Origin of the sequence: Embleya sp. NPDC005575 (assembly GCF_040605455.1) — a bacterium.
Classification (GTDB): domain Bacteria; phylum Actinomycetota; class Actinomycetes; order Streptomycetales; family Streptomycetaceae; genus Embleya.
Map to the genome: position 1 here is coordinate 2,173 of NZ_JBEXCV010000057.1, position 23,480 is coordinate 25,652.

Consider the following 23,480-nt stretch of genomic DNA (forward strand, 5'->3'; position numbering starts at 1 on the left):
CGTCGCGCACGCCGCCGCGTTCACCCTGCCGGTGTGTCCGGTGAGGGAGTCGCCGAGTTGTCGCCTGGTGGTCAGGTCCCAGACGCGCACGCTGTGGTCGCTGGCCCCGGTGACGGCGATGGGTCGCCCGTCCAGCGTCGCGCACGCCGCCGCGTTCACCCTGCCGGTGTGTCCGGTGAGGGAGTCGCCGAGTTGTCGCCTGGTGGTCAGGTCCCAGACGCGCACGCTGTTGTCGCTGGCCCCGGTGACGGCGATGGGTCGCCCGTCCAGCGTCGCGCACGCCACCGCCAGCACCCAGTCGGTGTGTCCGGTGAGCGGGTCGCCCAGCTGGACGCCCGTGGTCAGGTCCCAGATGCGCACGGTGTGGTCGTCGGCTCCGGTGACGGCGATGGGTCGTCCGTCCAGCGTCGCGCCCGCCACCGCCAGCACCCAGTCGGTGTGTCCGGTGAGCGGGTCGCCCAGCTGGACGCCCGCCCTCAGGTCCCAGATGCGCACGGTGTTGTCGCTGGCCCCGGTGACGGCGATGGGTCGCCCGTCCAGCGTCGCGCCCGCCACCGCCCGCACCCAGCCGGTGTGTCCGGTGAGCGGGTCGCCCAGCTGGACGCCCGCCCTCAGGTCCCAGACGCGCACGGTGTGGTCGTCGGCTCCGGTGACGGCGACGGGTCGGCCGTCCAGCGTCGCGCACGCCACCGCCCGCACCCAGTCGGTGTGTCCGGTGAGGGGGACGCCCAGTTGGACGCCCGCGGTCAGGTCCCAGATGCGCACGGTGTGGTCGTCGGCTCCGGTGACGGCGACGGGTCGCCCGTCCAGCGTCGCGCACGCCACCGCGTTCACACTGCCGGTGTGTCCGGTGAGGGTGTCGAGGCCTGCAGAGTTGAGGTTTCCCCCCGTTGCCGCGACTGCTGTCCAAACGCCGGCCTCGATCTTTCTGTCGAGTGCTTTCGACAGTGTCGTGGCGTTGTGGCGTGTTGCGTCCAGAGCGAGGAGTCGGCGGCGGGTGGTGGGGTCGGTGTGGCGGTGGACGCCGATGGAGGCGCGGTAGACGGCGCGGGCCAACAGTGCCTCGCCCGTGTCGGCGCGGGGGAGCGTGGTGACGAGCGCGGTCGGGTCGCCGTGGACCAGGTACTCGGTGTCGACGAGGAGTTCGTCGAGGCGGCCGGCGTGTTCCGCGTGCGCCGGGGCGTGGCGCAGGAGGTAGGGGGGTGCGGTGTCCCAGGTGCGGATGGGGCCGTCGTGGGTGGTGTGGCCGGCGAGGAGGTGGTCCAGGACGTCGCCGGGTGTGGGGGCGAGGGTGTCGGTCGTCGGCTGCCGCGTGAGGTGGTCGACCAGTCCTTGGTGGAAGAGGCGGTACAGCAGGGTGCCGTCCCGGTCGGGGGTCGCGCGCAGGTAGAAGAGGGCGTCGGGCATGAGTGTTCGGGCGCGTTCGGGGTCGAGGTCGGCGAACAGGCCCGCGAGGGGCAGGGCCACGTCCAGGGGCATGCCCTCGCCCTGGGCCAGGGCCAGGGCCGCCAGGATGGCGCGCATGCCGGGACCGCGGGCGTGGGCGGCCAGGTCCAGGTCGAGCACCGACGGAAGCGTCGTGGGTGCCGAGCGGCCCAGTTCCTCGGCTCCGTCGACGCTGTCCGGGGCGGGAATCTGTGCCAGGTAGCGGGTGAAGATCTCGGCCACCAGGAATGCCCCCCACTCGGCCCGTTGCCCCGGGCGTGGGGCGAGGCGGTCGGCGACGGCGTGGGCGAGGTGGTGCCGGATCGCGCGCATGCGGGGCAGGCCGTAGGCGGGAATGTCGGACAGGCGGCCGTTCAGGTGGTTCGCCACGTCGTCGCGGACCTCGCCGGGATCGGCGTCGTCCAGGTCCACCAGCCCACTTGCGGCACCTGCGAGGTGGAGCAGAGACGTGAACATCGGCCACGGCCGCGTGCCCACCAACAGGCGCACCACAGGTTCGCCGTCCGCGCGTGTGGCGCGTGCCAGACGGACCAGCTCCGCGCACATCGTCACCGGGTCGGACGCCTCGTCCAGGGCATCCACGATCACCGCCGGTACCTCGCCTGCGTCCGGCAGCAGACGCACGAGCGCGGTCGCGTCGACCAATACATCCGGCGTGGCGTTCAGGCCCAGCTGACGTGCCATCGAGGCGAACACCTCGACTGCGGTGCGTCCTCGGGCGTGCACTGCGGCCAGTCGGTCGTTGACCGAGGGGCATCCCAGCGGGTCGCGGGCCAACCGTTCACGGACCTGTGGTGCCACCGCGACGAGTTCGGGGTGCGCGGCGCACGCCAACGTGCCCAGCAACGCCGACTTGCCGACCCCGGGATTACCCGTGACCACCCGAAGACCACCGGCCTCGACGTCGTCCAACCACGGGCCGAGCAGGTGCAATTGGGAGCGCCGGCCGGTGAACCGGGTGCCGGCCTTGTCGGTGAAGTGCCGCGCGTCCCCGGGATCGAGGAACACCCGCAACGCCGGTTCCACGTCGGCCACACGCGCTGCGGCGGGGTCGTAGGCGAGATTGGGAAAGAACGGCAGGTCGGGTTCCTCCGCCGCCAGGACCATCGCGGTGCTCTGCACGTTCTGCACCATCCCGGGCGTCCGGTCCACCCGTTGACGGATCCGCCGCGCCACTTTCGAGAACGGCACGTGCGACCGCGCGGGGTCGGTGTCCAGTCCGGTGCGGGCGACCTCGTCGAACACCTCGGCGAGCGCGACGCTGAACCGCCCGTCGTAGGCGTCCTCACCGGCGCTGGAGGCCGCGATCACCCATGCGTTCGCCGGCGTGTCCGAACTGTGCACCATGTGCCGCCGCGTAGCGGCGCGGCCGGCCCGGCACAGGTCGAACAGGAACAGCGTCGGAGTGCCCAGCCGCTGCGCGTCGTCCACCCACTGCGTGATGTTCGTACCCCTGCCCACACACGCGTCCGCCGGCACCACGTCCACCCGGTCCGGATTGGCGGTGTCGGTGTCCCCGTGGGAGGCGACGTAGACCACCCGTGTGGTCCCGATCGCGTCATCGACGGCCGCGCGCAGCACCGGGGCGCCCACGTCCTTGTGGACGTCGGTCGCGTACCCGAGCCGGGTCAGAGCCGCCGCGACGGGCGGAACCACCTCGTCGACGAACGGCAGGTCCGCCCACACCGACGCACCCACCGGGATCTCGCCACCGGTGTCGGCCGCTTCGAAGCGCCCGATCCCCACCACCAACGCCCGCACCGGACCCACCCGCGCCCCCGCTTCCGAAAAGGAACACCCAGCGTGCCAGGCATCGGTCGACCACACCCGCCAAACGAGAGCAACGCGCCGAGGGTCAAGGCCGTTACACGACCGGAGAAGCCCCCTCGCATGTCTCGTGAGACGTCGCGAAGGCGAAGCCTGGGACGGGACTCGGTGCGTTGCCTCGATCGACGCCTACGGCAGTGTGCGGTTGGCGACCCGATCCGGGCACGACGCGAGCGCCACCCACCCGGAGTCGGCCGCGCTCGGCGCACGAGCGGACGGTCGCGCGGCGGTGTTGAACGGGGAGGTCGTGGCTCTGGACGCGGCCGGTAAGCTCGACTTCGGTCGGTCGCAACGACGGATGGACATGAGCATCGGCGCCTGCGCGACGGCCGGCGGTCGAAACGCCGGCGCACCCGACGATATTCGACGTAATGTTCGACGGTTGTCTCGCGGGCGTCATGCCCGAGCCGTCCGGGACGTTGCTCCGGGACACGCGAGAGGCCCTGCGGAGCTCCGTGCACGCGCATGTGGCTGCCATCGAATCCGGAACCCCGGAGCAAGAGGTGCTCGCGGAGGCGGGCGTCGCTCGTGTCATCCAGGCGATCGCCGACATGCCCGAAGGGGAGACGGCGCTGCGGGAATCGGCCGAAGGCGAGGACCTCGCCGTGCGGTACGTGGTGGCCGGCCTGTGGCGAGGACTCGATCGGTCCGCGGCCCTGCGCATCCTTCGAGATATGGACCTCGACTACTCCCGCCCCCTGCTCAGCTACTCCGCGCAGATGGCCGCAGCGCTGCTCCTCTCCGAGGGTGCTTGACGGAGGTACAGGGGGCCAAGGAGGTCGCCATGTGGCTCAGCACGTCGCTCAGCCCGCCGTCCCCGGCAGGCTGATGCGGGCGATGGTGCCGTCGCCCTCCGGGGCCGGTTCCAGGGCCACCGTGCCGCCCGCGTCGGCGACGGTGCGGGCGACGATGGCCAGGCCGAGGCCGGAGCCGGGGAGGCCTCGGGCGGCGGGGGCGCGCCAGAAGCGTTCGAAGACGTAGGGGACGTCGGCGGCGGCGATGCCGGGGCCATGGTCGCGCACGGTGAGTTCGCCGTCCTTGAGCCGGACCTGGACACTCCCCTCGGCGCCGCCGAACTTGAGTGCGTTGTCCAGCAGGTTGACCATCGCCCGCTCCAGGGCGGCGAGTTCGCCGCGCACGTACCAGGGGCTGATGTCCACCTCGATCCGCGCGTCCGGCGCGCGCAACCGGGCCCGGTCCACCGCGCGTTCGATCGCGGTGTGCAGCGCGGTGGACGTGGTCGGCGGCGCGCTGGGGATGTGCTCCGGTCGAGCCAGCAACAGCAGATCGCCGACCAGGTCGGAGAGTTCGACCAGTTGCGCCTTGACGTTGCGCAGCAGGCGTTCCTTGTCGGCGGGCGGGATCGGCCGCCCGGTCTGTTCGCTGCGCAACAACAGGTCGGTGTTGGTGCGCAACGACGTGAGCGGCGTGCGCAGTTCGTGTCCCGCGTCGGCGATCAACCGCTGCTGGCGCAGCCGGGACGCCTTGAGCGAGGCGGTCATCGCGTTGAACGAGCGGCCCAGGCGCGCGATTTCGTCTTTGCCCGCGATCGGGATCACGGTGTCCAGATCCTCGGTGCGGGCCACGTGCTCGGCTGCCTCGGTGAGCCGATCGACCGGTCGGAGCGCGGCGCGCGCCACCAACAGGCCCAGCGTCGCGGCGCCCAGGATGCCGATCGCGCTGACCACCGCCAGCCACACGGCGAGGCTGTCCAGCGAACTCTCGATTTCGCCGAGCGGCCGGGATACCGACACCGCCGTGTCCCGGCTCACGTGTTGCGTCATCACCCTGACGTGCTTGCCGTCCTTGGTCGTCGCGTCGTGGAAGACCACCTTCGTGTCGTCCACCGCGTTCGCCGCCGCGATGACCTTGTCCGCCGCGCTCACCGGCACCGGGGCGACCGGGTCGGTCGTGGTGCCCAACTGCGTGCACGACCACCCGTCGGCCCTGATCACCTGGTAGGTCAACAGGCCGCGCTGGAACGGCGGTGCGGGTCGGCCGCAGATGTCGGCGATGGTGGCACTGGGCCCGCCGCGCGGGTTCAGGAACGGTGTCCCGGTGGTGGCCAGGGTCCGGTCCATCTGCTCGCGCAGTTGGTTGCGCGTCAGTACCCAGCACGTGACCGCGGCCGCCGCGACGGCGAGTGCGACGGCGAGCGCGGTGAGCAGCGCCAGGCGGGCGCGCAGCGGCAGATGACGATGCATCAGGCCGGCGTCTCCACCGCACGCAGTACGTAGCCGACGCCGCGCACGGTGTGCACCAGCCGGGGCAGCCCGCCCGCCTCGGTCTTGCGGCGCAGGTACATCACGTAGACGTCGAGCGAGTTGGACGCGGGCTCGAAGTCGAACCCCCAGACGTTGCGCAGGATCTGCTCCCGGGTCAGCACCTGGCGCGGGTGGGTGAGCAACAATTCCAACAGGGAGTACTCCGTTCGGGTCAGGTCGATCGCCCGGCCGGCCCGGGTGACCTCGCGCGAGGCGGTGTCCATCCGCAGGTCGGCGAAGGCGAGGGCGTCGTCCGCCGCCTCGCCCGGGCCGGACATCGCGCTGCGCCGCAGCAGCGCCCGCACCCGGGCCAGTAGTTCGTCCAGTTCGAACGGCTTCACCAGATAGTCGTCCGCGCCCGCGTCGAGCCCGGTGACCCGGTCGCCGACCGCGTCGCGGGCGGTGAGCATCAGCACCGGGAGCGTGTCGCCCCGGGCGCGTAGTCGCCGGCACGCGGTGAGGCCGTCCATCCGCGGCATCAGCACGTCCAACAGGACCAGGTCCGGCGCGTCGCCGGTGATCGCGGTGAGCGCGGCCACGCCCTCGTCGGCGAGGGTGACCCGGTAGCCCTCGAAGCGCAGGCTGGATTCGAGCGCCTCGCGTACGGCGGGTTCGTCGTCGACGACGAGGATGTGCGGCGGCGTTCCGGTGTCGGCGGCGGGCGTCATGGCGACTCCTTCATTCGGCGGACTCGGGGGACCGTTACTGCGGGTGGCCCCACGGTCGCACGCGGATACCCTCCGTGTGGATTCGGCACAAAGCGTGTCGTGCCAATGTGCGCGCTCGACATGAAAGGAACATGAAAGCGACGCGGTTCGATCGCAGGTGACCCGCTCATGTGAGGATCTAGGGCCACAGCACCAGTATCGCGACGGGCAACCACTGCCGGTCGCGGCGCTGGGCTCGCGCGGCACGGGCCACCCCCGCTCGTCGCGCCCACCGCCCGAACCCCGGAGGAGAACCCGTGGACGCCGAGCCGGTACGCATCAACCTGGACGCCGAGCCGGGACACCCGACCCCGACCGACGACCCGGTGCACATGACCCTGGACGACGGCATCGCGACCATCACGCTCGATTCGCCCGCCAACCGCAACGCGCTCTCCGCACGCCTGGTCGCCCGGCTGCGTCACCACCTGGCCGAGGCCGGTGTGGACGAGCGGGTGCGCGCGGTGGTGCTCACCCATACCGGACCGACCTTCTGTTCGGGCATGGACCTGCGCGAGGCGGCCGCGGGCGGCATGGCCCACGGGGCGGAGCAACTGCTCGCGCTGCTGCGCCTGGTGGTGGAGGTGCCGGTGCCCGTGGTCGCACACCTGCGCGGCAACGCGCGGGCGGGCGGCATCGGTCTGGTCGGCGCCGCCGACCTGGCGATCGCGCCCGCGCAGGCCACGTTCGCCTTCACCGAGGCGCGCCTGGGGCTCAGCCCGGCGGTGATCTCGCTGACCACGGCGCCGCGGATGGACCCGCGCTCGGTGTCGCGGTACTTCCTCACCGGGGACGTTTTCGACGGTGTGGAGGCCGAGCGGATCGGGCTGCTCACCCGCGCGGTCGACGGCGCCGGCGGTGCGGACGACGCGATCGCGGCGCTGGTCGCCTCGTTCCGACTGTGCTCGCGGCAAGGGCTGATCGAGTCGAAGAAGCTCACCACCGGCGCGGTACGGGCCGGCTTCGACCGGGACGGCCGAGCCCTCGCGCAGCGCTCCGCCGAGTTGTTCGCCTCCGCGGACGCGACCGAGGGCATGGCGGCCTTCCGGGAGAAGCGCGCGCCGAAGTGGGTGACCGGGTGAGCAGTGGGCGATGTGCGGCGACCCGTGGTCGGCGTGCGGCGAATCGGCCGACCATCGAGGGGCGGCGCGCCGTGACCCCGAGCGACTCACCGCGTGTGCTTCGGTACCGAGTGTGAGCGGCGAACTTTTCCCGCTGCCCCGGGAGCGGGCCGAACTCGCGCCCGGGGCCTGGCACGTACCGGACTGGCTCTCGCTCGACGAGCAGCGCGAACTGGTGGTGGCGGCCCGGACGTGGGCCGCGCCACCGGCCGGCATGCGACGCGTGGTGATGCCCTCGGGCGGCGTGATGAGCGTGCGCAGCGTGAGCCTGGGACTGCACTGGGAGCCGTACCGCTACACCGAGCAACTGCCCACCGGCGAGCGGGTGAAGCCCTTTCCGCCGCTGCTGGGCGCGTTGGCCCGGCGGGCGGTGGCCGACGTGTACGGGTCGACCCCGACCGACCCGTACGACATCGGCCTGGTCAACTTCTACGACGCGGACGCGAAAATGGGCCTGCATCGGGACGCGGACGAGGACTCGCCTGCTCCGGTGGTGTCGCTGAGCATCGGTGACGCATGCGTGTTCCGCTTCGGCAACACCGAGACCCGCACCCGTCCGTGGACGGACCTGGAACTGCGCGGCGGCGATCTGGTGGTATTCGGCGGCCCGTCCCGGCTCGCCTACCACGGAGTGCCCAAAATCCGTCCGGGTACCGGGGATTCGGCCACCGGCCTGGCCGCCGGTCGGCTCAACATCACCATCCGGGCGTCGGGTCGACCCGCCGGATGATTCGCGCGACCGGAGTCGGTCGCGACCGCCCCGGGACGGACACGCACGACCCGTCCCGGGAGCCGGCCCGGCGCGCGAGGGAGTTGTGCCCGAACTCCGTGGTTTCCGAGCGTGGGACGGGGTTGACGGATCGCGCCCGGGATCCCCTGCGAAGCCGGCCGGTCCAGGCCCTGTCCGGCGGATCCTGGCGGGTCCGCCCAACGGCGGCCTACGGCTATTGCGCTGCCGCCGCCGCGAGCGCACCCAGGGCCATCCGGCGCAGCATCGGCGCCAGGATGCGCTGCGGGGTGCGCAGGGTGTGCGGGGTCGAGTTGATCAGGCCGAAGGCGGCATGCACCGCCGCGCGCGCCTCGCGGTCGTCGAGTCGGCCCGGGTGGGCCTTGAGGGCGACCTCGACCCAAATCTCCACGTAGGCGCGCTGCACCCGGCGGATCCGATGCCGCTCGGCCGTGGGCACCTGGTTGAGCGCGTGGTCGTGCAGCGTGATCAGGTCCGGATGGCGCAGCGCGAACTCGACCTGGCCCTCGATCAGCGCGGCCAACGCCTGCGCCGGTTCCTCGATCGCCGCCCGCTCCAGGCCCCGGGCCAGGAGTTTTTCGCTGATGTCGACCAGCAACTCGGTCAGCATCGCCTCCTTGCCCCGGAAATGCTTGTACAGCGCGGGGCCGCTGATGCCCACCGCCGCGCCGATGTCGTCCATGCCCACGCTCTGGTAGCCGCGCTCGGCGAACAGCCGGGCTGCCACCTGCAGGATCTGCTCTCGACGGCTCACGGTCATGTGTCCATGCTAGACACCCGGATTAACCGTGGTTAACCTCGGGGGCAGGTGAACGAAGGTTAACTTGAGGCGGTGTCATGGAGAGCGTGCTCGGCACAGCCGCCGACCCGGGGGCGAAGACGTACCGGGCCAACGCGGAAGCACACGAACGCGCGGTCGGCGAGCTGCACGACCGGCTGGCGGCCACCGCCCTGGGCGGCGGTGAACGGGCTCGGGAGCGGCACACCGCACGCGGCAAACTGCTGCCGCGCGACCGGGTGGAGGCGCTGCTCGACCCGGGCACGCCGTTCCTGGAGGTCGCGCCGCTGGCCGCCGACGGGATGTACGGCGGGGACGCGCCGGCCGCCGGGATCATCGCGGGCGTCGGCCGGGTGGCCGGCCGCGAGTGCGTGATCGCGGCCAACGACGCGACCGTCAAGGGCGGCACGTACTACCCGATGACGGTCAAGAAGCACCTGCGGGCGCAGGAGATCGCGCTGGAGAACCGGCTTCCGTGTTTGTACCTGGTCGACTCCGGCGGCGCGTTCCTGCCGATGCAGGACGAGGTCTTCCCGGACCGGGACCACTTCGGCCGGATCTTCTTCAACCAGGCGCAGATGAGCGCCAAGGGCATTCCGCAGATCTCCGCGGTGCTCGGCTCGTGCACCGCCGGCGGCGCGTACGTGCCGGCGATGAGTGACGAGACGGTGATCGTGCGCAACCAGGGCACGATCTTCCTCGGCGGCCCGCCGCTGGTGAAGGCCGCGACCGGCGAGGTGGTCAGCGCCGAGGAGTTGGGCGGCGGTGACGTGCACGCCCGGATCTCGGGCGTGGTCGACCACCTCGCCGCCGACGACAAGGACGCGCTGCGGATCGTCCGCGACATCGTCGGCACGCTCGGAGCCCGGCCGCAACTGCCGTGGGATGTGCGCGAGATCGAGCCGCCCGCGGTCGATCCGGCCGGGCTCTACGGCGTGGTGCCGCCGGACGCGCGCACGCCCTACGACGTGCGCGAGGTGATCGCCCGGATCGTGGACGGCTCGCGCTTCCACGAGTTCAAGGGCGAGTACGGCACCACCCTGGTCACCGGGTTCGCCCGGATCCACGGCCACCCGGTGGGCATCGTCGCCAACAACGGCATTTTGTTCGCCGAATCCGCGGTCAAGGGCGCGCACTTCATCGAACTGTGCGACCAGCGCGGGGTGCCGCTGGTGTTCTTGCAGAACATCACCGGCTTCATGGTCGGCAAGGACTACGAACACGGCGGCATCGCCAAGCACGGCGCCAAGATGGTCACCGCCGTGGCCACCACGCGCGTGCCCAAGCTGACCGTGGTGATCGGCGGCTCGCACGGCGCGGGCAACTACTCGATGTGCGGCCGCGCGTACAGTCCGCGCTTCTTGTGGATGTGGCCCACCGCCAAGATCTCGGTGATGGGCGGCGAGCAGGCCGCGACCGTGCTCGCCACCGTCAAGCGCGACCAGGTCGAGGCGAGCGGCGGGAGCTGGACCGGCGAGGAAGAGTTCAAGCAGCCGATCCGCGACCAGTACGAGCGGCAGGGCAACGCCTACTACGCGACCGCGCGGTTGTGGGACGACGGGATCATCGACCCGCTCGACACCCGCACCGTGCTGGGGCTCGCGCTGACGGCGTGCGGAAACGCGCCGCTGGCGCAGCCGCAATTCGGTCTGTTCCGGATGTGAGGGGTCACGACGTGTTCGAGGCTGTACTGGTCGCCAACCGAGGCGAGATCGCGGTCCGGGTGATCCGCACGCTGCGCCGGCTCGGGGTGCGTGCGATCACCGTGTACGGGCCGGGCGACGCCGACGCGCGGCACGTGCGCGAGGCGGACGTGGCGGTCGCGGTGCCCAGCTATCTGGACGTCGACGCGGTCGTCGCCGCGGCGGTGCGATCCGGCGCTCGGGCGATCCACCCGGGATACGGATTCCTCTCGGAGAACGCCGTGTTCGCCGCCGCCGTGGAGCGGGCCGGACTGGTCTTCGTCGGACCGCCGGCGGGCGTGATCGAGCTGATGGGCGACAAGATCCGGGCCAAGGAGACGGTCGCGGCCTTCGGCGTACCGGTGGTTCCGGGCGGCGGCGCGGCCGGCATGGGCGACGGCGAACTCGCGGATATCGCCCGCGAGATCGGCTTCCCGGTGCTGATCAAGCCGTCGGCGGGCGGCGGTGGCAAGGGCATGCGCCTGGTGCACGACGGCGCGCTGCTCGCGGAGGAGATCGCGGCGGCCCGGCGGCAGGCCAAGGGCGCGTTCGGCGACGACACGTTGCTGATCGAGCGTTGGATCGACCGGCCCCGGCACATCGAGATCCAGGTGCTCGCGGACACCCACGGCACGGTCGTGCACCTGGGTGAACGCGAGTGCAGCCTGCAGCGCCGGCACCAGAAGATCATCGAGGAGGCCCCGTCCGCCCTGCTGGACGCGGACACCCGGGCCGAGATGGGCGCCGCCGCCGTGCGCGCCGCGCGGGCCTGCGGCTACGTGGGCGCGGGCACCATCGAGTTCATCGTGCCGGCCGAGAATCCCGGCTCGTTCTACTTCATGGAGATGAACACCCGCCTTCAGGTCGAGCACCCGGTGACCGAACTGGTCACCCGGGTCGACCTGGTGGAGAGCCAACTGCGGATCGCCGCCGGCGCCGCGATCGGCAAGTCCGACGTGTCCATGCACGGCCACGCGGTCGAGGCCCGGATCTACGCCGAGGATCCCGACCGCGGCTTCCTGCCCACCGGTGGTCGGGTGTTGACGGTGTGTGAGCCGGACATGGAGGGCGTCCGGGTGGACTCCGGGCTGCGCGAGGGCGGCGAGATCGGCAGCTCCTACGACCCGATGCTGGCGAAGGTGATCGCGTACGGCGAGGATCGCGCGACGGCGATCACCCGCCTGCGCGCGGCCCTCGCGCAGACCCGGGTGCTGGGCGTGACCACCAACCTCGGCTTCCTGTACCGCCTGTTGGGCGACCCGGCGGTGCTCGCGGGCGACCTGGACACCGGGCTGGTCGAGGCCAGGACGGACGAGTTGACCGGGCACCCGGCGCCGCCGGAGGTGGCCGTCGCCGCGGCGCTCGCGGCGCGCGCCGAGCGCAACACCGGCACCGGCTGGGTGGATCCGTTCTCCGCGCAGACCGGGTGGCGGGTCGGCGGGCCGGCCTGGGACACGCACGTGTTGCGGATCGGGCCGGGCGAGCCGATCGAGGTGCGGGTGCGCGACGGGGAGGTCTCCGTGGACGGCGGCCCGCCGGTGTCTGCGTCGGTGCAGGTCGTGCCCGGTGGGCTCGCGGTCGAGCACGACGGCTTGACCAAGCGCTTCGACTACGTGGCCGAGACGTCCGGGGTGCGCTGGCTCGCGTACGGCCCGGACACCTGGCGGGTGAGCGAGGTGGACACCATCCGGGCCGAGGCGGCCGGCGGCGCGGCGGCCAGTGGCGCGTTGACCTCGCCGATGCCGGGCACGGTGACCGTGGTCAAGGCCGCGGTCGGTGATCGGCTCACCCGTGGCCAGACGGTGGTCGTGGTGGAGGCGATGAAGATGGAACACGCGCTGACCGCGCCCTTCGACGGCGTGGTCACCGAGATCGGCGCGCCGGCCGGCGCGTCGGTGGCGATGGATCAGACGCTGGCGGTGGTGACGCCGGAGGAACAGGCCGCACCACTCGACGGGTCGCCCGCGGAACCGGGCGGCGAGTCGCTCGGCGAGTCGCTCGACCGGGAGGCGAAGGGCTGATGACGCGACAACTGCCGGACATCCACCGTGAACCCGGGCTGCCGGAGCGGGTGTTCATCCACGAGGTGGGTGCCCGCGACGGATTGCAGAACGAGTCCGGTGTGGTGCCCACCGAGGCCAAGGTCGAGTTCGTCCGCCGGCTGGCCCGCGCGGGTCTGGGCACGATCGAGGTGACCAGTTTCGTACCGCCCAAGTGGGTGCCCCAACTCGCGGACGCCGCGGAGGTGTTCGCGGCGGTACGGGCGGACGCCGAGATCGCGACGGCGGACCGCCGGCTGCCCGTCCTGGTGCCCAACGAGCGCGGCTTCGACCGCGCGCTGGAACTGGGCGCGAGCCGGATCGCGGTATTCGGCAGCGCCACCGAGACCTTCGCCCGGCGCAACCTCAACCGCACGGTGGCCGAATCGCTGGACATGTTCCGCCCGGTGGTTGAGCGGGCCGGTGCCGCCGGGATCGACACGCGCGGCTACCTGTCCATGTGCTGGGGCGACCCGTGGGAGGGCCCGGTACCGCTCGACCAGGTGGTCCGGGTGGGCAAGGCCCTGGTCGAGATGGGTTGTTCGCAGCTCAGCCTGGGCGACACGATCGGCGTCGCCACGCCCGGACACGTCACCGCGCTGCTGACCGCGTTCGCCGAGGCGGGCGTGCCGGCCGAGAAGATCGCGGTGCACTTCCACGACAGCTACGGCCAGGCCCTGGCCAACACGCTCGCGGCGCTGCGCTTCGGCGTGGCCACCGTGGACGCCTCGGCCGGCGGCCTGGGTGGTTGCCCATACGCGGAAAGCGCGACCGGCAACCTGGCCACCGAGGACCTGGTCTGGATGTTGCACGGTCTGGGCATCGAGACCGGCGTCGACCTGGGCGCGCTGGTCGCCACCAGTGTGTGGATGGCCGAACTGCTCGGCCGCCCCAGCCCCTCGCGCGCGGTCCAGGCACTGGCGGGCAAGCGCGTGGACGCACACGGCCTGGTGTTGCCCGACCCGATCTCCTAGCGCCGCACCACCGTCGGCTGCCGATGTCCGCAGCCGACCGACCCACCCCCCACGGCCCGGTGTCGCCACGAGCGCGCCGGCCGCCCCGCCACCGAATCCGGGAGCCTGCCCCATGCTGGACCACCGCCTCGACGACGAGTACGAGCAACTACGGAGTACCGTCGCCGAGTTTGCCAAGGACGTGATCGCGCCCGCGATCGGCGAGCTGTACGAGAAGCACGAATTCCCGTACACGATCGTGCGCGAGATGGGGCGGATGGGGCTGTTCGGACTGCCGTTCCCGGAGGAGTACGGCGGCATGGGCGGCGACTACCTCGCGCTCGGCCTGGTGCTCGAGGAGTTGGCCCGGGTCGACTCCTCGGTCGCGATCACCCTGGAGGCGGCCGTCTCGCTGGGCGCGATGCCGATCCACCGGTTCGGCACCAAGGAGCAGAAGGAGACCTGGCTGCCCAAACTGACCAGCGGCGAAATGCTCGGCGCCTTCGGCCTGACCGAGCCCGGCGGCGGCTCGGACGCGGGCGCCACACGCACCACCGCGCGCCTGGACGAGGCGACGGGGGAGTGGGTGATCAACGGCGGCAAGTGCTTCATCACCAACTCCGGCACCGACATCACCGGCTTCGTCACGGTCACCGCGGTCACCGGCACCAAGGGCGACGGCGGCAAGGAGATCAGCACGATCATCGTGCCCGCCGGCACCAAGGGCTTCACCGTCGCGCCGCCGTACTCCAAGGTCGGCTGGAACTGCTCGGACACCCGCGAACTGTCCTTCACCGACGTGCGCGTCCCGGCCGAGAACCTGCTCGGCGAACGCGGCCGGGGCTACGCCCAGTTCCTGTCCATCCTGGACGAGGGCCGGGTGGCCATCGCGGCGCTGGCCACCGGGTTGGCCCAGGGCTGCGTGGACGAATCGGTGCGCTATTCCGGCGAACGCGAGGCATTCGGTCGGCCGATCGGCGCCAATCAGGCGATCGCCTTCAAGCTCGCCGACATGGAGATGCGCGCGCACAACTCCCGGTTGGCCTGGCGGCACGCGGCCTCGCTGCTGGTGCACGGCGAACGCTTCAAGAAGGAAGCCGCGTTGGCCAAGCTCTACAGCTCGGAAAGCGCCGTGGACAACGCCCGCGACGCCACCCAGATCCACGGTGGCTACGGCTTCATGAACGAATACCCGGTGGCCCGCTTCTGGCGCGACGCCAAGATCCTGGAGATCGGCGAGGGCACAAGCGAGGTCCAGCGCATGCTGATCGCTCGCGAACTGGGCCTGCCGCGCTGATCGCGGCAGGGACCGCGGTGAGACATCGGGGCCGACCTTCCCGGACGCGCGTCGTCCCGGCGGGTCGGCGTCGGTGTCCGGGGCGGGCGGTCTCACAGCGCGACGCTTTCGTGGCCCCACCCGGCAACCGGCCATGGGCTCAGGCCGGGCCGGCCGGCAGGCGGTCCGCGATCGCCGACCAGTCCACCGGTGCGTCGCCGCTGTGTGGCCGGCCGGTCGGGGCCAGGTGGATCGTGACGCCGTGCGAGGACAACGTCTCGATGCTGCCGGCGTAGGCCGGGTGTGCGGCGAGAGTGTCGTTGAACCACGGGACGGCCACGGTCGGGAGGCGCGTGCTCAGCCATTCCGCGAGGGTGCCCAGGGCGACGTTGTCGGCCAGGCCCAGCGTCCATTTGTTGAGCGAGTTGAACGTCAGCGGGCACGCGAGCAGGGCGTCGGGTGCGGGGAAGGGACGTTCCTCGCCCGGTCGGCGGTCGCGGGTGCGTGGCCGGCGGCCGGCCACGGCGCTGAGGGTGTCGAGGCTGTTCGACAGCCAGTCGGCCGCCGTCGGCGTGAGGATCAGGCAGGGGTCCCATCCTCGCGCTCGCACCTCGGCGAGGAGCGTGGCGATGTCGAGGACGGGCGGCGCCGCGCCCGCGACGATGTACAACACCCGGGATTCGCTCATGCGTCGGAGCATAGGAGGGGACCGTGCCGCGTCCACGGATGGCCGGCCGGCTTCGTACCCGACCTGATGCGCGCCCGGTGGCGTTGAGGCCGCAGACACCGTTCGCAGGGGCAGGGATCCGGCTACCGGGTTTCGGCCTGGCTCGGTCGCGGTGTGGGTGGTGCAAAGTGCGGTCACGGGGCTGGATGCGCTCCGGGGGCGGCGAGCGTGACTACGACGGGAACCCCGTCGGGGGTTGCCATTCGTGATCGAGGAGCCCGTACACGACGGAGTCTCGCCAGGCGCCTCGGACGTGGACGTGTTCGCGGATGGTGCCTTCCCGGGTGAATCCGGCGCGTTCCATGGTGCGCCCCGAGACCTCGTTCAACGGGGCGCGAGCACCCCGGATTCGGTGGAGATCGAGCCGCCGGAAGGCAAGAGCGGCGAGGAGGTGCACGGTCTCGACGCCGTACCCCTGTCCCCACGCGTCCGGACGGAGGGCGAATCCGATGGTTTCCGTCTCGGCGAACAAGGCCGGGAGTAGGAAGGCGATGCGACCCATGCCGTCGCCGGCGGTGTTGATCGGCAGCGGGTCGGCCAGGGAACGCACGCCGATGTTCCTCTCGCCGAGGTCGTGGACGAGGTTGAGAACTTCGCGCAGGTTCCGGCTGAGCCGGCCGCCGTGGCAGGTGGCGATGGCCGACCCTTCTTGCGAGGTGAATGGCGTTCACCTAGGGTGGTGAACGCCATTCACCTTCGAGGGAGTTTCGCTGTGCCCGCTGATTCGCATCCGTCGACGTCGCCGACCGCCGACCGTGGCGTCATGGCCGTTCTGGCGGCCGGCGGCATCGTCACCACGCTGGTGCAGACCGCGGTCGTGCCGCTGCTGCCGCTGCTGCCCCGTCTGACCGGCGCGGCGCCGGTCGATGTCGGGTGGGTGGTCACGCTGACGCTGCTGACCGGCGCGGTCGCCACCCCGCTGCTGGGGCGTGCCGGGGACATGTACGGCAAGCGGCGGATGTTGCTGCTCGCGCTCGGGGCGCTCGCCGCCGGGTCGCTGGTGTGCGCACTCGCCTCCACCCTCCCGTGGCTGTTGGTGGGGCGGGCGCTCCAGGGTGTGGGGGCGGCGGTGGTGCCGCTGGCGATCAGCTTCCTGCGGGGTGTGCTGCCGCCGCAGCGGACGGGTTCGGCGGTGGCGCTGATGAGTTCGACGGTGGGCATCGGTGCGGCGCTCGGGCTGCCGCTGGCCGCGCTGCTGGTGCAGTACGCGGACTGGCACGCGATGTTCTGGGCTATGACCGTGCTCTCGACGGGAGTGCTCGCCCTGGCCTGGCGGCTGCTGCGGGAGGAGCCGGTCCGGTCACCGGGGCGTTTCGACCTGCCGGGGGCGCTCGGGCTGAGTACGGGGCTGGTGCTGCTGCTGCTGGCGCTGTCCAAGGCGGGTGAGTGGGGCTGGGGAAGTCGGCGGACGCTGGGACTGTCGGGGGCAGCGCTGCTGATCCTGACCGGCTGGACCTTGCACCAGCGCCGTGCGCCGCGACCGCTGGTGGACGTGCGGCTGGCGACGCGTCCGGCAGTGCTGCTGCCGCACCTTGCCGCGTTGCTGGCCGGGTTCGCCTTCTACGCCAACTCCCTGGTCACCGCGCAACTGGTCCAGGCGCCCCGGGCCACCGGGTACGGCCTGGGGCTCTCAGTGGTGGCGGCGGGTGCATGTCTGCTGCCCAGCGGTGTGATCATGGTGCTGTGTGCTTCCTTGTCCGCCCGCCTGTCCGCAGCCCGCGGGGCCAAGGCCACCCTCACCCTGGGCACGGTGATCATCGCGGCCGGCTATGGTCTGCGCTTCGCCGACAGTCGGCAATTGTGGGCGGTCATCGCGGGCGCGGCCGTGGTCTCGGTCGGCACGGCGCTCGCCTACTCCGCCCTGCCCATGCTGATCATGCGGGCGGTGCCGCTGGAGCAGACCGCTGCGGCGAACGGCCTCAACGTCCTCATGCGCACCATTGGGCAGGCCCTGTGCAGCGCGGTGGTTGCCACCGTGCTGGCCCAGCACACCCGCCTGTTCGCGGACACGGCGGGCGTGACCGTGGCGGCGCCGACCCTGGACGGGTACCGCATCGCCTTCGCCGCGGCAGGCGCGGTTGCGCTGTCGGCCTGCGCGGCTGCCTGCCTCATCCCGCGCCGGCCGCGACCCGCGCTGTCCCCCCTCCAGGAGACTGAACAAGATGCCCGACCCGAACTCCGCCTCCCCGCGCGGCGCCCGCCCGCGAACGACGTCCAAGAACCCGCCGACACCGGCACCGCCGCCGACGCCCGACCCGGCCCCGACCCGGCCGGCACGACCGCGTGACGCCGACGCCCGCCGCGCGGACATCCTCGCCGCAGCCCGGCGCGCCTTCGCACGCCACGCCTACGCCGACACCACCATCGCCGCCATCGCCGACGACGCAGGCGTCAGCCCGGCGCTCGTGATGAAGTACTACGGCACCAAGGAACACCTGTTCACCCAGGTCTTCACCTTCGACGCCGACGCCACCGCCCTCTTCGACGCCCCCCTGGACCGCCTCGCCCGGCACATGGTCCTGCACCTGCTCGCCACCCAACGCGGCCAGACCCGCGACCCGATCCTGCGCATCGCCTTCTCCCGCCACCACCTGGAGCTCGGCGGACAGGCGCGAGCCAACTTCCGCACGCAGGTCATCGACGCCCTCGCCGCCCGCCTCCCCGGCCCAGGTGCCCCGCTGCGAGCGGAGATGGCCATCGGCGTGCTGCTCGGCCTCGGCGCCCTCTACGCGACCGTCCAAGCCGACCGGCTCACCCAACTGGACCCCGACGAAGTCGCCGACCTGTACGTTCCACTCCTGCAACCCCTGCTTGGGACCCCTGCCTGATCCTCACGTAATCCGAGCGCAGGCGCTCTCCACATCGGAATCGCTGGAACGCATCAAAAAAGGTGAGACCGGCGCCTACTCGAACCGCTGGTTCACGATCCGCTGACGTCGAACTCCCGGACGGGCGCCACCTCGACCACTACCTGATCCGTCAACGGCCCGTCGCCCTCGCCACGATCGTGGACGAGCAGGACCGGGCCCTCCTGCTGTGGCGCCGCCGTTTCATCACGGACACGTGGGACCGTGTCGCGTCCACGGACGTCGGCCGGTCCCGTACGCGACCGGCGCGGATGCAAAAGAGCGCCGGACGAGCGGATTTGGCCCGTCCGGCGCGTGGAGGCGGCCGGCTCCGTATTACCCCTTCGTGGCCATCGCCCGCAGGAAGAAGGTCAGGTTCGCCGGCCGCTCCGCGAGGCGCCGCATGAAGTAGCCGTACCACTCGGCGCCATACGGAAGATAGATCCGCATCAGGTCGCCGCGCTCGACGATGCGCGCCTGCTCCTCCGGACGGATCCCGTACAGCATCTGGAACTCGAAGCTGCCCGGCGCCCGCCCGGCCAGGTCCGCGAGGTGTCGCGCGATGGCGATCAGGCGCGGGTCGTGCGAGGCCACCATCGGATAGCCCGCGCCCCCCATCAGAATCCGCAGGCAGCGCACGTACGAGCGGTCCACCTCGCCCTTGTCCTGGAACGCGACCGACTCCGGCTCCTGGTACGCGCCTTTGCACAGCCGCACCCGCGAGCCCTCGTGGGCCAGGTCCCGGCAGTCCTGCTCGGTGCGGCGCAGATACGCCTGGAGCACCGCGCCCACCCACGGGAAGTCCGCGCGCAGCTCGCGCAGGATGCCCAGCGTCGAGTCGGTCGTGGTGTGGTCCTCCATGTCCAGGGTGACCGTGGTGCCCACCCGCGCGGCGGCCACGCAGATCCGCCGGGCGTTGTCCAGCGCGATCCGCTCGCCGTCGCCGGGCAGGAACTGCCCGACGGCGGAGAGCTTGACCGACACCTCGGCGCTGCGCGCGAGCCCGGTCTCGCCGAGCGCGCCGAGCAGCGCCTCGTACGCGTCCACCGTCGCATCGGCCTGGGACCGGTCGGCGGTGTCCTCGCCGAGGTGATCGAGCGTCACCTTCCGCCCGGACTCGACGAGTTCGTGGGTCACCCGGATCGCGTCCGCGAGCACGTCGCCCGCCACGAAGCGGTCCACGATCGCCCGGGTCGGCGGCAGGTGCTCGACCAGCGAGCGGGTCCGCGGCGAGCGCGCCGCCGCGAGGATGGGGCTGCGGAGCATGTTCTTCTCCCGAAATACCGGTGGGGTGAGGGTGGGTCAGCCCATGTGCGGGTAGCGGTGGTCCGTCGCCGGGACGAACGTCTCCTTGATCGAGCGCGAGCTGGTCCAGCGCATCAGGTTCTGCATCGCGCCGGCCTTGTCGTTGGTGCCGGACGCGCGTCCGCCGCCGAACGGCTGCTGACCCACCACCGCGCCCGTGGGTCGGTCGTTGATGTAGAAGTTGCCCGCCGCGAACCGCAGCACGTGCGCCGTGTGGGCGATCACCTCGCGGTCCTGCGCGATGATCGCGCCGGTCAGGCCGTACGCGGACACCGACTCCATCTGGGTGAGCATCGCCTCGTACGCGTCGTCCTCGTAGACGTGCACGGCCAGGATCGGGCCGAAGTACTCGTCCTTGAAGATCTCGTGGTCGGGGTTCGCCGAGACCAGCACGGTGGGTCGGACGAACCAGCCGACGCTGTCGTCGTAGCTGCCGCCCGCGACGACCTCGACCGTGTCGTCGGCGTGCGCGCGGTCGATCGCGGCCTTGTTCTTGGCGAACGCGCGCTCGTCGATGACCGCGCCCAGGAAGTGACTCAGGTCGGTGACGTCGCCCATCGACAGGCCGTCGACGGTGGCCAGGAAGTCGTCCTTGAAGCCGCTCTCCCAGATCGAGCGCGGGATGTAGGCGCGCGAGGCGGCCGAGCACTTCTGGCCCTGGTACTCGTACGCGCCGCGCACCAGCGCGGTCCGCAGCACATCGTGGTCGGCGCTGGGATGAGCGACCACGAAGTCCTTGCCGCCGGTCTCGCCGACGATCCGCGGGTAGGTGCGGTAGCCGGCGATGTTCTCGCCGACCGTGCGCCACAGGTGCTGGAAGGTGGCGGTGGAACCGGTGAAGTGGATGCCCGCGAGCGCGGGGTGTTCGAGCGCGACCTCGGAGACCGCGATCCCGTCGCCGGTGACCAGGTTGATCACGCCGGCCGGGAGCCCGGCCTCTTCGAGCAGACGCATCAGCAGCACGGCCGAGAAGGTCTGGGTGGGCGAGGGCTTCCAGACCACCACGTTGCCCATCAGCGCCGGCGCGGTGGGCAGGTTGCCCGCGATGGCGGTGAAGTTGAACGGGGTGATCGCGTAGACGAAGCCCTCCAGGGGCCGGTGGTCCGTTCGGTTCCACACGCCCGGGCTGCTGATCGGCTGCTCGGCCAGCACCCGGCGAGCGAAGTGCACGTTGAAGCGCCAGAAGTCGATCAGCTCGCACGAGGAGTCGATCTCGGCCTGCTGCGCGTTCTTGCCCTGGCCCAGCATGGTCGCGGCGGCGATCGTCTCGCGCCACGGCCCGGCGAGCAGGTCGGCGGCCTTGAGGAAGATCGCCGCGCGGTCGTCGAAGGACAGGTCGGCCCAGGCGGGCGCGGCGGCCAGGGCCGCGTCGATCGCGTCCTGGGCGTCCTGGGTGCCGGCGTGCGCGAAGGTGCCCAGGCGGGCGCCGTGGTTGTGCGGCTGGACCACGTCGCCGCGCTCGCCGGAGCCCATCCGGCGCTCGCCGCCGATGGTCATCGGGAGGTCGATCGGGGCCGCGGCCAGTTCCTTGAGCTTCGCTTCGAGGCGGGCCCGCGCGGGGGTGCCGGGGGCGTAGTCGTGTACCGGCTCGTTGACCGGGGCGGGGACCTGGGTCACAGCGTCCAAAACGGCGCTCCTGTTCGGTGATCCGGATGTCCGGCGATCCGGGCGTCCGGCGGTGCGGTGGTCCGGGTGTGCGGCAGTCCGGTGGTCGGGGTGTTCGGCGGACGAGGCGTTCGGCAGGCGAGGTGTTCGGCGCGCTGCCGAATGCCTGATCCACGACGAAATCGGGCATGGCTCTCGCGCTCAACGGTAGGCCGGACGCGACCTCCGGTGTTTATCCGATCGGCTAAACTCGAAACTCCACGCTTGACCCATCGGCCAACATCCACGAAGGGGCCGAAAGTGCCCGAAAGCGGCGTCCCGCTCCGCGAACTGCTGGCCGCCCTCGGCGGCCCGGTCGGCGACGGCCCGGTCCGGGTGGCCGCAGCCGGCGGCGGCCTGGAGGGCCTGGTCCGGCATGTGTCGATCCTGGACCCCGAGGAGGAGCCGCACGCGATGCCGGGCGACCTGCTCCTGGCGGTCGGCCTGCGCGGCCGGGCGGCGGCGGGCACGGTCCGGGCAGCGGGCGCGGCCGGCGCGGTGGCGGTCGCGGTCAAGGGCGAACACGCGGCGCTGCGCGAAGTGGCCGACGCGGCGGGTGTGGTGCTGCTCTCGGTGCGCCCGGAGGCCCGCTGGGAGCAGGTCGCCGCCCTCGCCCACGCCGCGTTGGACGAGCGGCCGGACGCCGAACCCCCGGACGGAGGAGACCTGTTCTCGCTCGCCCAGACCACCGCGATGCTCACCGGTGGCGGGGTGAGCATCGAGGACAGCGCCAACCGGGTGCTCGCCTACTCGCGCGCGACCGGGCCGGACGAGGCGGACGAGCTGCGCCGGTTGTCCATCCTGGGCTGGCAGGGGCCGGAGGAGTACATGGCCCGGCTGCGCGACTGGGGCGTCTTCCACCGGCTGCGCACCACGGCCGAGGTGGTCGCCGTCGAGGAGCGCCCGGACCTGGGCATCCGCCGCCGGCTCGCGGTGGGCGTGCACGCGGGTGGGCGCTGGCTGGGCACGATCTGGGTACAGGAGGGCCGGCAGCCGCTCGCCGAGCGGGCCGAGGAGGTGCTGCTCGGCGCGGCGAGGGTGGCCACGCTGCACCTGGTCCGGCGACGTACCCGGCTGCCCGCCGAGGCCGGCGTGACCCGGGAGAGCGTCGCGGGCCTGCTCACCGGCGCGGTCGCGGCCCGGACCGCCGCCGTGCAGCTGGGTCTGGACCCGGTGCGGCCGGTGCTGGTCATCGGCTTCGCGGTACAGGCGAGTACGCCGGACGAGTCGTCCCAGGAACTGGCCCGGACCGAGTTGGCCAACCTGGTCTCGGTGTACGCGGCGGCCCGGCACAGCCACGCGCAGGTCGCGTCGCTGGGCCCGCGGTTGTACGTACTGCTGTCCGCGCCGCCGGCCGAATCGGTGGCGCTCGGTTGGGCGCACGAGATCGCCGAGGCCGCGCACGGCCACCTGGACCTGGCGGTGCGCGGAGCGGTGGGCGATCCGGCGCCGAGCCTGGCCCGCACGGTGGCGGCTCGGGAATCGGTCGACCGGGTTTTGGACGCGATGGCGGCCGGCGGCGTGTCGGCCGAGGTGGCGGCGCTGTCCGAGGTGCGTCCGGAGGTGCTGTACGGCGAGGTCCAGGCGCTGCTGACCGACCAACGGCACATCCGGGACCCCCGGTTGATCGCGCTGCGGGCGCATGACGCCGAGCACGACACCCAGTACGCGGACTCGGTGCTGGCCTGGCTGGACGCACTGGGCGACGTGCGTGCCGCGGCGGCGGGGCTGCACATCCACCCCAACACGCTGCGCTACCGGATCCGCCGGGCCGGCGAACTCACCGGCCTGGACTGGACCGACCCCAAGACCCGCCTGCTCGCCGCGTTGCTGCTGCGGCTGCCGGAGTGAGGGTGAGTCGGGGGCGGTCCGATGAACGGGCGACGCATGCCGGATCGTTCGGTGCACGGGCCGTGGGACGCGATCGACCCGGTGGACGAGCCGTGGTTTGCGGGCGGTCCGGCGAACGGGCGGGGGGCGCCGCTCCGTTCGGCGAAAGAGCCGCGGTTCGCGGGCGGTCCGGCGAACCGGCCACGGGCGCGTCGTTCGGCGAACGAGCCGTGGGACGCGATCGGTCCGGCGGACGGGCGGTCGGCCGCGACCCGCCCGACAGCGGA

At 72.0% G+C, this 23,480-nt stretch carries 17 protein-coding genes and 2 pseudogenes; 11 read left to right on the top strand and 8 right to left on the bottom strand.

Annotated elements, in window-relative coordinates; translation table 11 throughout:
- Positions 1–3,207 (bottom strand): caspase family protein (locus ABZS54_RS20375; protein ID WP_355537598.1); only part of this gene is annotated, 3,207 nt, incomplete at its 3' end.
- 437 nt (positions 3,208–3,644) lie between these two features.
- On the opposite strand from ABZS54_RS20375, the gene ABZS54_RS20380 reads away from it, so the two are divergent.
- Positions 3,645–4,028, top strand: coding sequence for a hypothetical protein (locus ABZS54_RS20380; RefSeq protein WP_355537601.1), 384 nt, complete (start codon positions 3,645–3,647; stop codon positions 4,026–4,028).
- Positions 4,029–4,076: 48 nt separating this feature from the next.
- On the opposite strand, the gene ABZS54_RS20385 is transcribed toward ABZS54_RS20380, so the two are convergent.
- On the bottom strand, positions 4,077–5,477 hold the full coding sequence (locus ABZS54_RS20385; protein WP_355537604.1) for a HAMP domain-containing sensor histidine kinase: 1,401 nt from the start codon (positions 5,475–5,477) through the stop codon (positions 4,077–4,079).
- Entirely contained in the window at positions 5,477–6,205 is a 729-nt protein-coding gene (locus tag ABZS54_RS20390; RefSeq protein WP_355537607.1) for a response regulator transcription factor, read from the bottom strand. The genes ABZS54_RS20385 and ABZS54_RS20390 overlap by 1 nt, the downstream gene beginning before the upstream one ends.
- Positions 6,206–6,501: 296 nt before the next feature.
- On the opposite strand from ABZS54_RS20390, the gene ABZS54_RS20395 reads away from it, so the two are divergent.
- Entirely contained in the window at positions 6,502–7,326 is an 825-nt protein-coding gene (locus tag ABZS54_RS20395) for an enoyl-CoA hydratase family protein (RefSeq protein ID WP_355537610.1), read from the top strand.
- Between the two features lie 112 nt (positions 7,327–7,438).
- Positions 7,439–8,095 (top strand): alpha-ketoglutarate-dependent dioxygenase AlkB, encoded by a 657-nt coding sequence (locus tag ABZS54_RS20400; protein ID WP_355537613.1) that lies wholly within the window; start codon positions 7,439–7,441, stop codon positions 8,093–8,095.
- Between the two features lie 214 nt (positions 8,096–8,309).
- Here ABZS54_RS20400 and ABZS54_RS20405 read toward each other — a convergent pair whose 3' ends face one another.
- Complete coding sequence (locus tag ABZS54_RS20405) at positions 8,310–8,873, bottom strand: TetR/AcrR family transcriptional regulator (RefSeq protein WP_355537616.1); 564 nt, start codon at positions 8,871–8,873, stop codon at positions 8,310–8,312.
- 77 nt (positions 8,874–8,950) lie between these two features.
- Between ABZS54_RS20405 and ABZS54_RS20410 the strand changes: the two genes are divergently transcribed.
- The 4 genes from ABZS54_RS20410 (at position 8,951) to ABZS54_RS20425 (ending at position 14,862) form a co-directional block, all read left to right on the top strand.
- On the top strand, positions 8,951–10,555 hold the full coding sequence (locus ABZS54_RS20410; protein ID WP_355537619.1) for a carboxyl transferase domain-containing protein: 1,605 nt from the start codon (positions 8,951–8,953) through the stop codon (positions 10,553–10,555).
- An 11-nt stretch (positions 10,556–10,566) separates the two neighbouring features.
- Entirely contained in the window at positions 10,567–12,594 is a 2,028-nt protein-coding gene (locus tag ABZS54_RS20415) for a biotin carboxylase N-terminal domain-containing protein (protein ID WP_355537622.1), read from the top strand.
- A complete protein-coding gene (locus tag ABZS54_RS20420; protein ID WP_355537625.1) occupies positions 12,594–13,586 on the top strand; it encodes a hydroxymethylglutaryl-CoA lyase in 993 nt (330 codons plus the stop codon). Before ABZS54_RS20415 ends, ABZS54_RS20420 begins: the two co-directional genes overlap by 1 nt.
- A gap of 115 nt (positions 13,587–13,701) precedes the next feature.
- Complete coding sequence (locus tag ABZS54_RS20425) at positions 13,702–14,862, top strand: acyl-CoA dehydrogenase family protein (RefSeq protein WP_355537711.1); 1,161 nt, start codon at positions 13,702–13,704, stop codon at positions 14,860–14,862.
- A gap of 139 nt (positions 14,863–15,001) precedes the next feature.
- Here the strand turns inward: ABZS54_RS20425 and ABZS54_RS20430 are convergent, their stop codons facing one another.
- Both ABZS54_RS20430 and ABZS54_RS20435 read right to left on the bottom strand, forming a co-directional pair.
- Positions 15,002–15,529: a flavoprotein gene (locus ABZS54_RS20430; RefSeq protein ID WP_355537628.1), complete on the bottom strand. Its 528-nt coding sequence runs from the start codon at positions 15,527–15,529 to the stop codon at positions 15,002–15,004.
- 211 nt (positions 15,530–15,740) lie between these two features.
- Positions 15,741–16,208, bottom strand: a pseudogene (locus tag ABZS54_RS20435) (GNAT family N-acetyltransferase); the annotation flags it as partial.
- Positions 16,209–16,331: 123 nt separating this feature from the next.
- On the opposite strand from ABZS54_RS20435, the gene ABZS54_RS20440 reads away from it, so the two are divergent.
- The 3 genes and pseudogenes from ABZS54_RS20440 to ABZS54_RS20450 form a co-directional block, all read left to right on the top strand.
- Positions 16,332–17,855 (top strand): MFS transporter, encoded by a 1,524-nt coding sequence (locus ABZS54_RS20440; RefSeq protein ID WP_355537631.1) that lies wholly within the window; start codon positions 16,332–16,334, stop codon positions 17,853–17,855.
- A 22-nt stretch (positions 17,856–17,877) separates the two neighbouring features.
- Complete coding sequence (locus ABZS54_RS20445) at positions 17,878–18,396, top strand: TetR family transcriptional regulator (protein ID WP_355537713.1); 519 nt, start codon at positions 17,878–17,880, stop codon at positions 18,394–18,396.
- Between the two features lie 43 nt (positions 18,397–18,439).
- Positions 18,440–18,635 (top strand): annotated as a pseudogene (locus ABZS54_RS20450) (NUDIX hydrolase); the annotation flags it as partial.
- A gap of 115 nt (positions 18,636–18,750) precedes the next feature.
- Here the strand turns inward: ABZS54_RS20450 and ABZS54_RS20455 are convergent.
- Positions 18,751–19,680 carry a proline dehydrogenase family protein gene (locus ABZS54_RS20455; protein WP_355537634.1) on the bottom strand — a complete coding sequence of 310 codons (930 nt, stop codon included), beginning with the start codon at positions 19,678–19,680 and terminating at the stop codon, positions 18,751–18,753.
- 36 nt (positions 19,681–19,716) lie between these two features.
- Entirely contained in the window at positions 19,717–21,345 is a 1,629-nt protein-coding gene (gene pruA / locus ABZS54_RS20460) for an L-glutamate gamma-semialdehyde dehydrogenase (protein WP_355537637.1), read from the bottom strand.
- A 279-nt stretch (positions 21,346–21,624) separates the two neighbouring features.
- Here pruA and ABZS54_RS20465 point away from each other — a divergent pair, with 279 nt between their 5' ends.
- Positions 21,625–23,214: a helix-turn-helix domain-containing protein gene (locus ABZS54_RS20465; protein WP_355537640.1), complete on the top strand. Its 1,590-nt coding sequence runs from the start codon at positions 21,625–21,627 to the stop codon at positions 23,212–23,214.
- Positions 23,215–23,480: the final 266 nt, after the last annotated feature.

What these genes read in the sequence shown, in the direction of transcription:
- ABZS54_RS20380 (WP_355537601.1), top strand. Translation starts at nt 3,645, where the DNA reads ATGTTCGACGGTTGTCTCGCGGGCGTCATGCCCGAGCCGTCCGGGACG.
- ABZS54_RS20385 (WP_355537604.1), bottom strand. Translation starts at nt 5,477, where the DNA reads ATGCATCGTCATCTGCCGCTGCGCGCCCGCCTGGCGCTGCTCACCGCG.
- ABZS54_RS20390 (WP_355537607.1), bottom strand. Translation starts at nt 6,205, where the DNA reads ATGACGCCCGCCGCCGACACCGGAACGCCGCCGCACATCCTCGTCGTC.
- ABZS54_RS20405 (WP_355537616.1), bottom strand. Translation starts at nt 8,873, where the DNA reads ATGACCGTGAGCCGTCGAGAGCAGATCCTGCAGGTGGCAGCCCGGCTG.
- ABZS54_RS20410 (WP_355537619.1), top strand. Translation starts at nt 8,951, where the DNA reads ATGGAGAGCGTGCTCGGCACAGCCGCCGACCCGGGGGCGAAGACGTAC.
- ABZS54_RS20420 (WP_355537625.1), top strand. Translation starts at nt 12,594, where the DNA reads ATGACGCGACAACTGCCGGACATCCACCGTGAACCCGGGCTGCCGGAG.
- ABZS54_RS20430 (WP_355537628.1), bottom strand. Translation starts at nt 15,529, where the DNA reads ATGAGCGAATCCCGGGTGTTGTACATCGTCGCGGGCGCGGCGCCGCCC.
- ABZS54_RS20440 (WP_355537631.1), top strand. Translation starts at nt 16,332, where the DNA reads ATGGCCGTTCTGGCGGCCGGCGGCATCGTCACCACGCTGGTGCAGACC.
- ABZS54_RS20455 (WP_355537634.1), bottom strand. Translation starts at nt 19,680, where the DNA reads ATGCTCCGCAGCCCCATCCTCGCGGCGGCGCGCTCGCCGCGGACCCGC.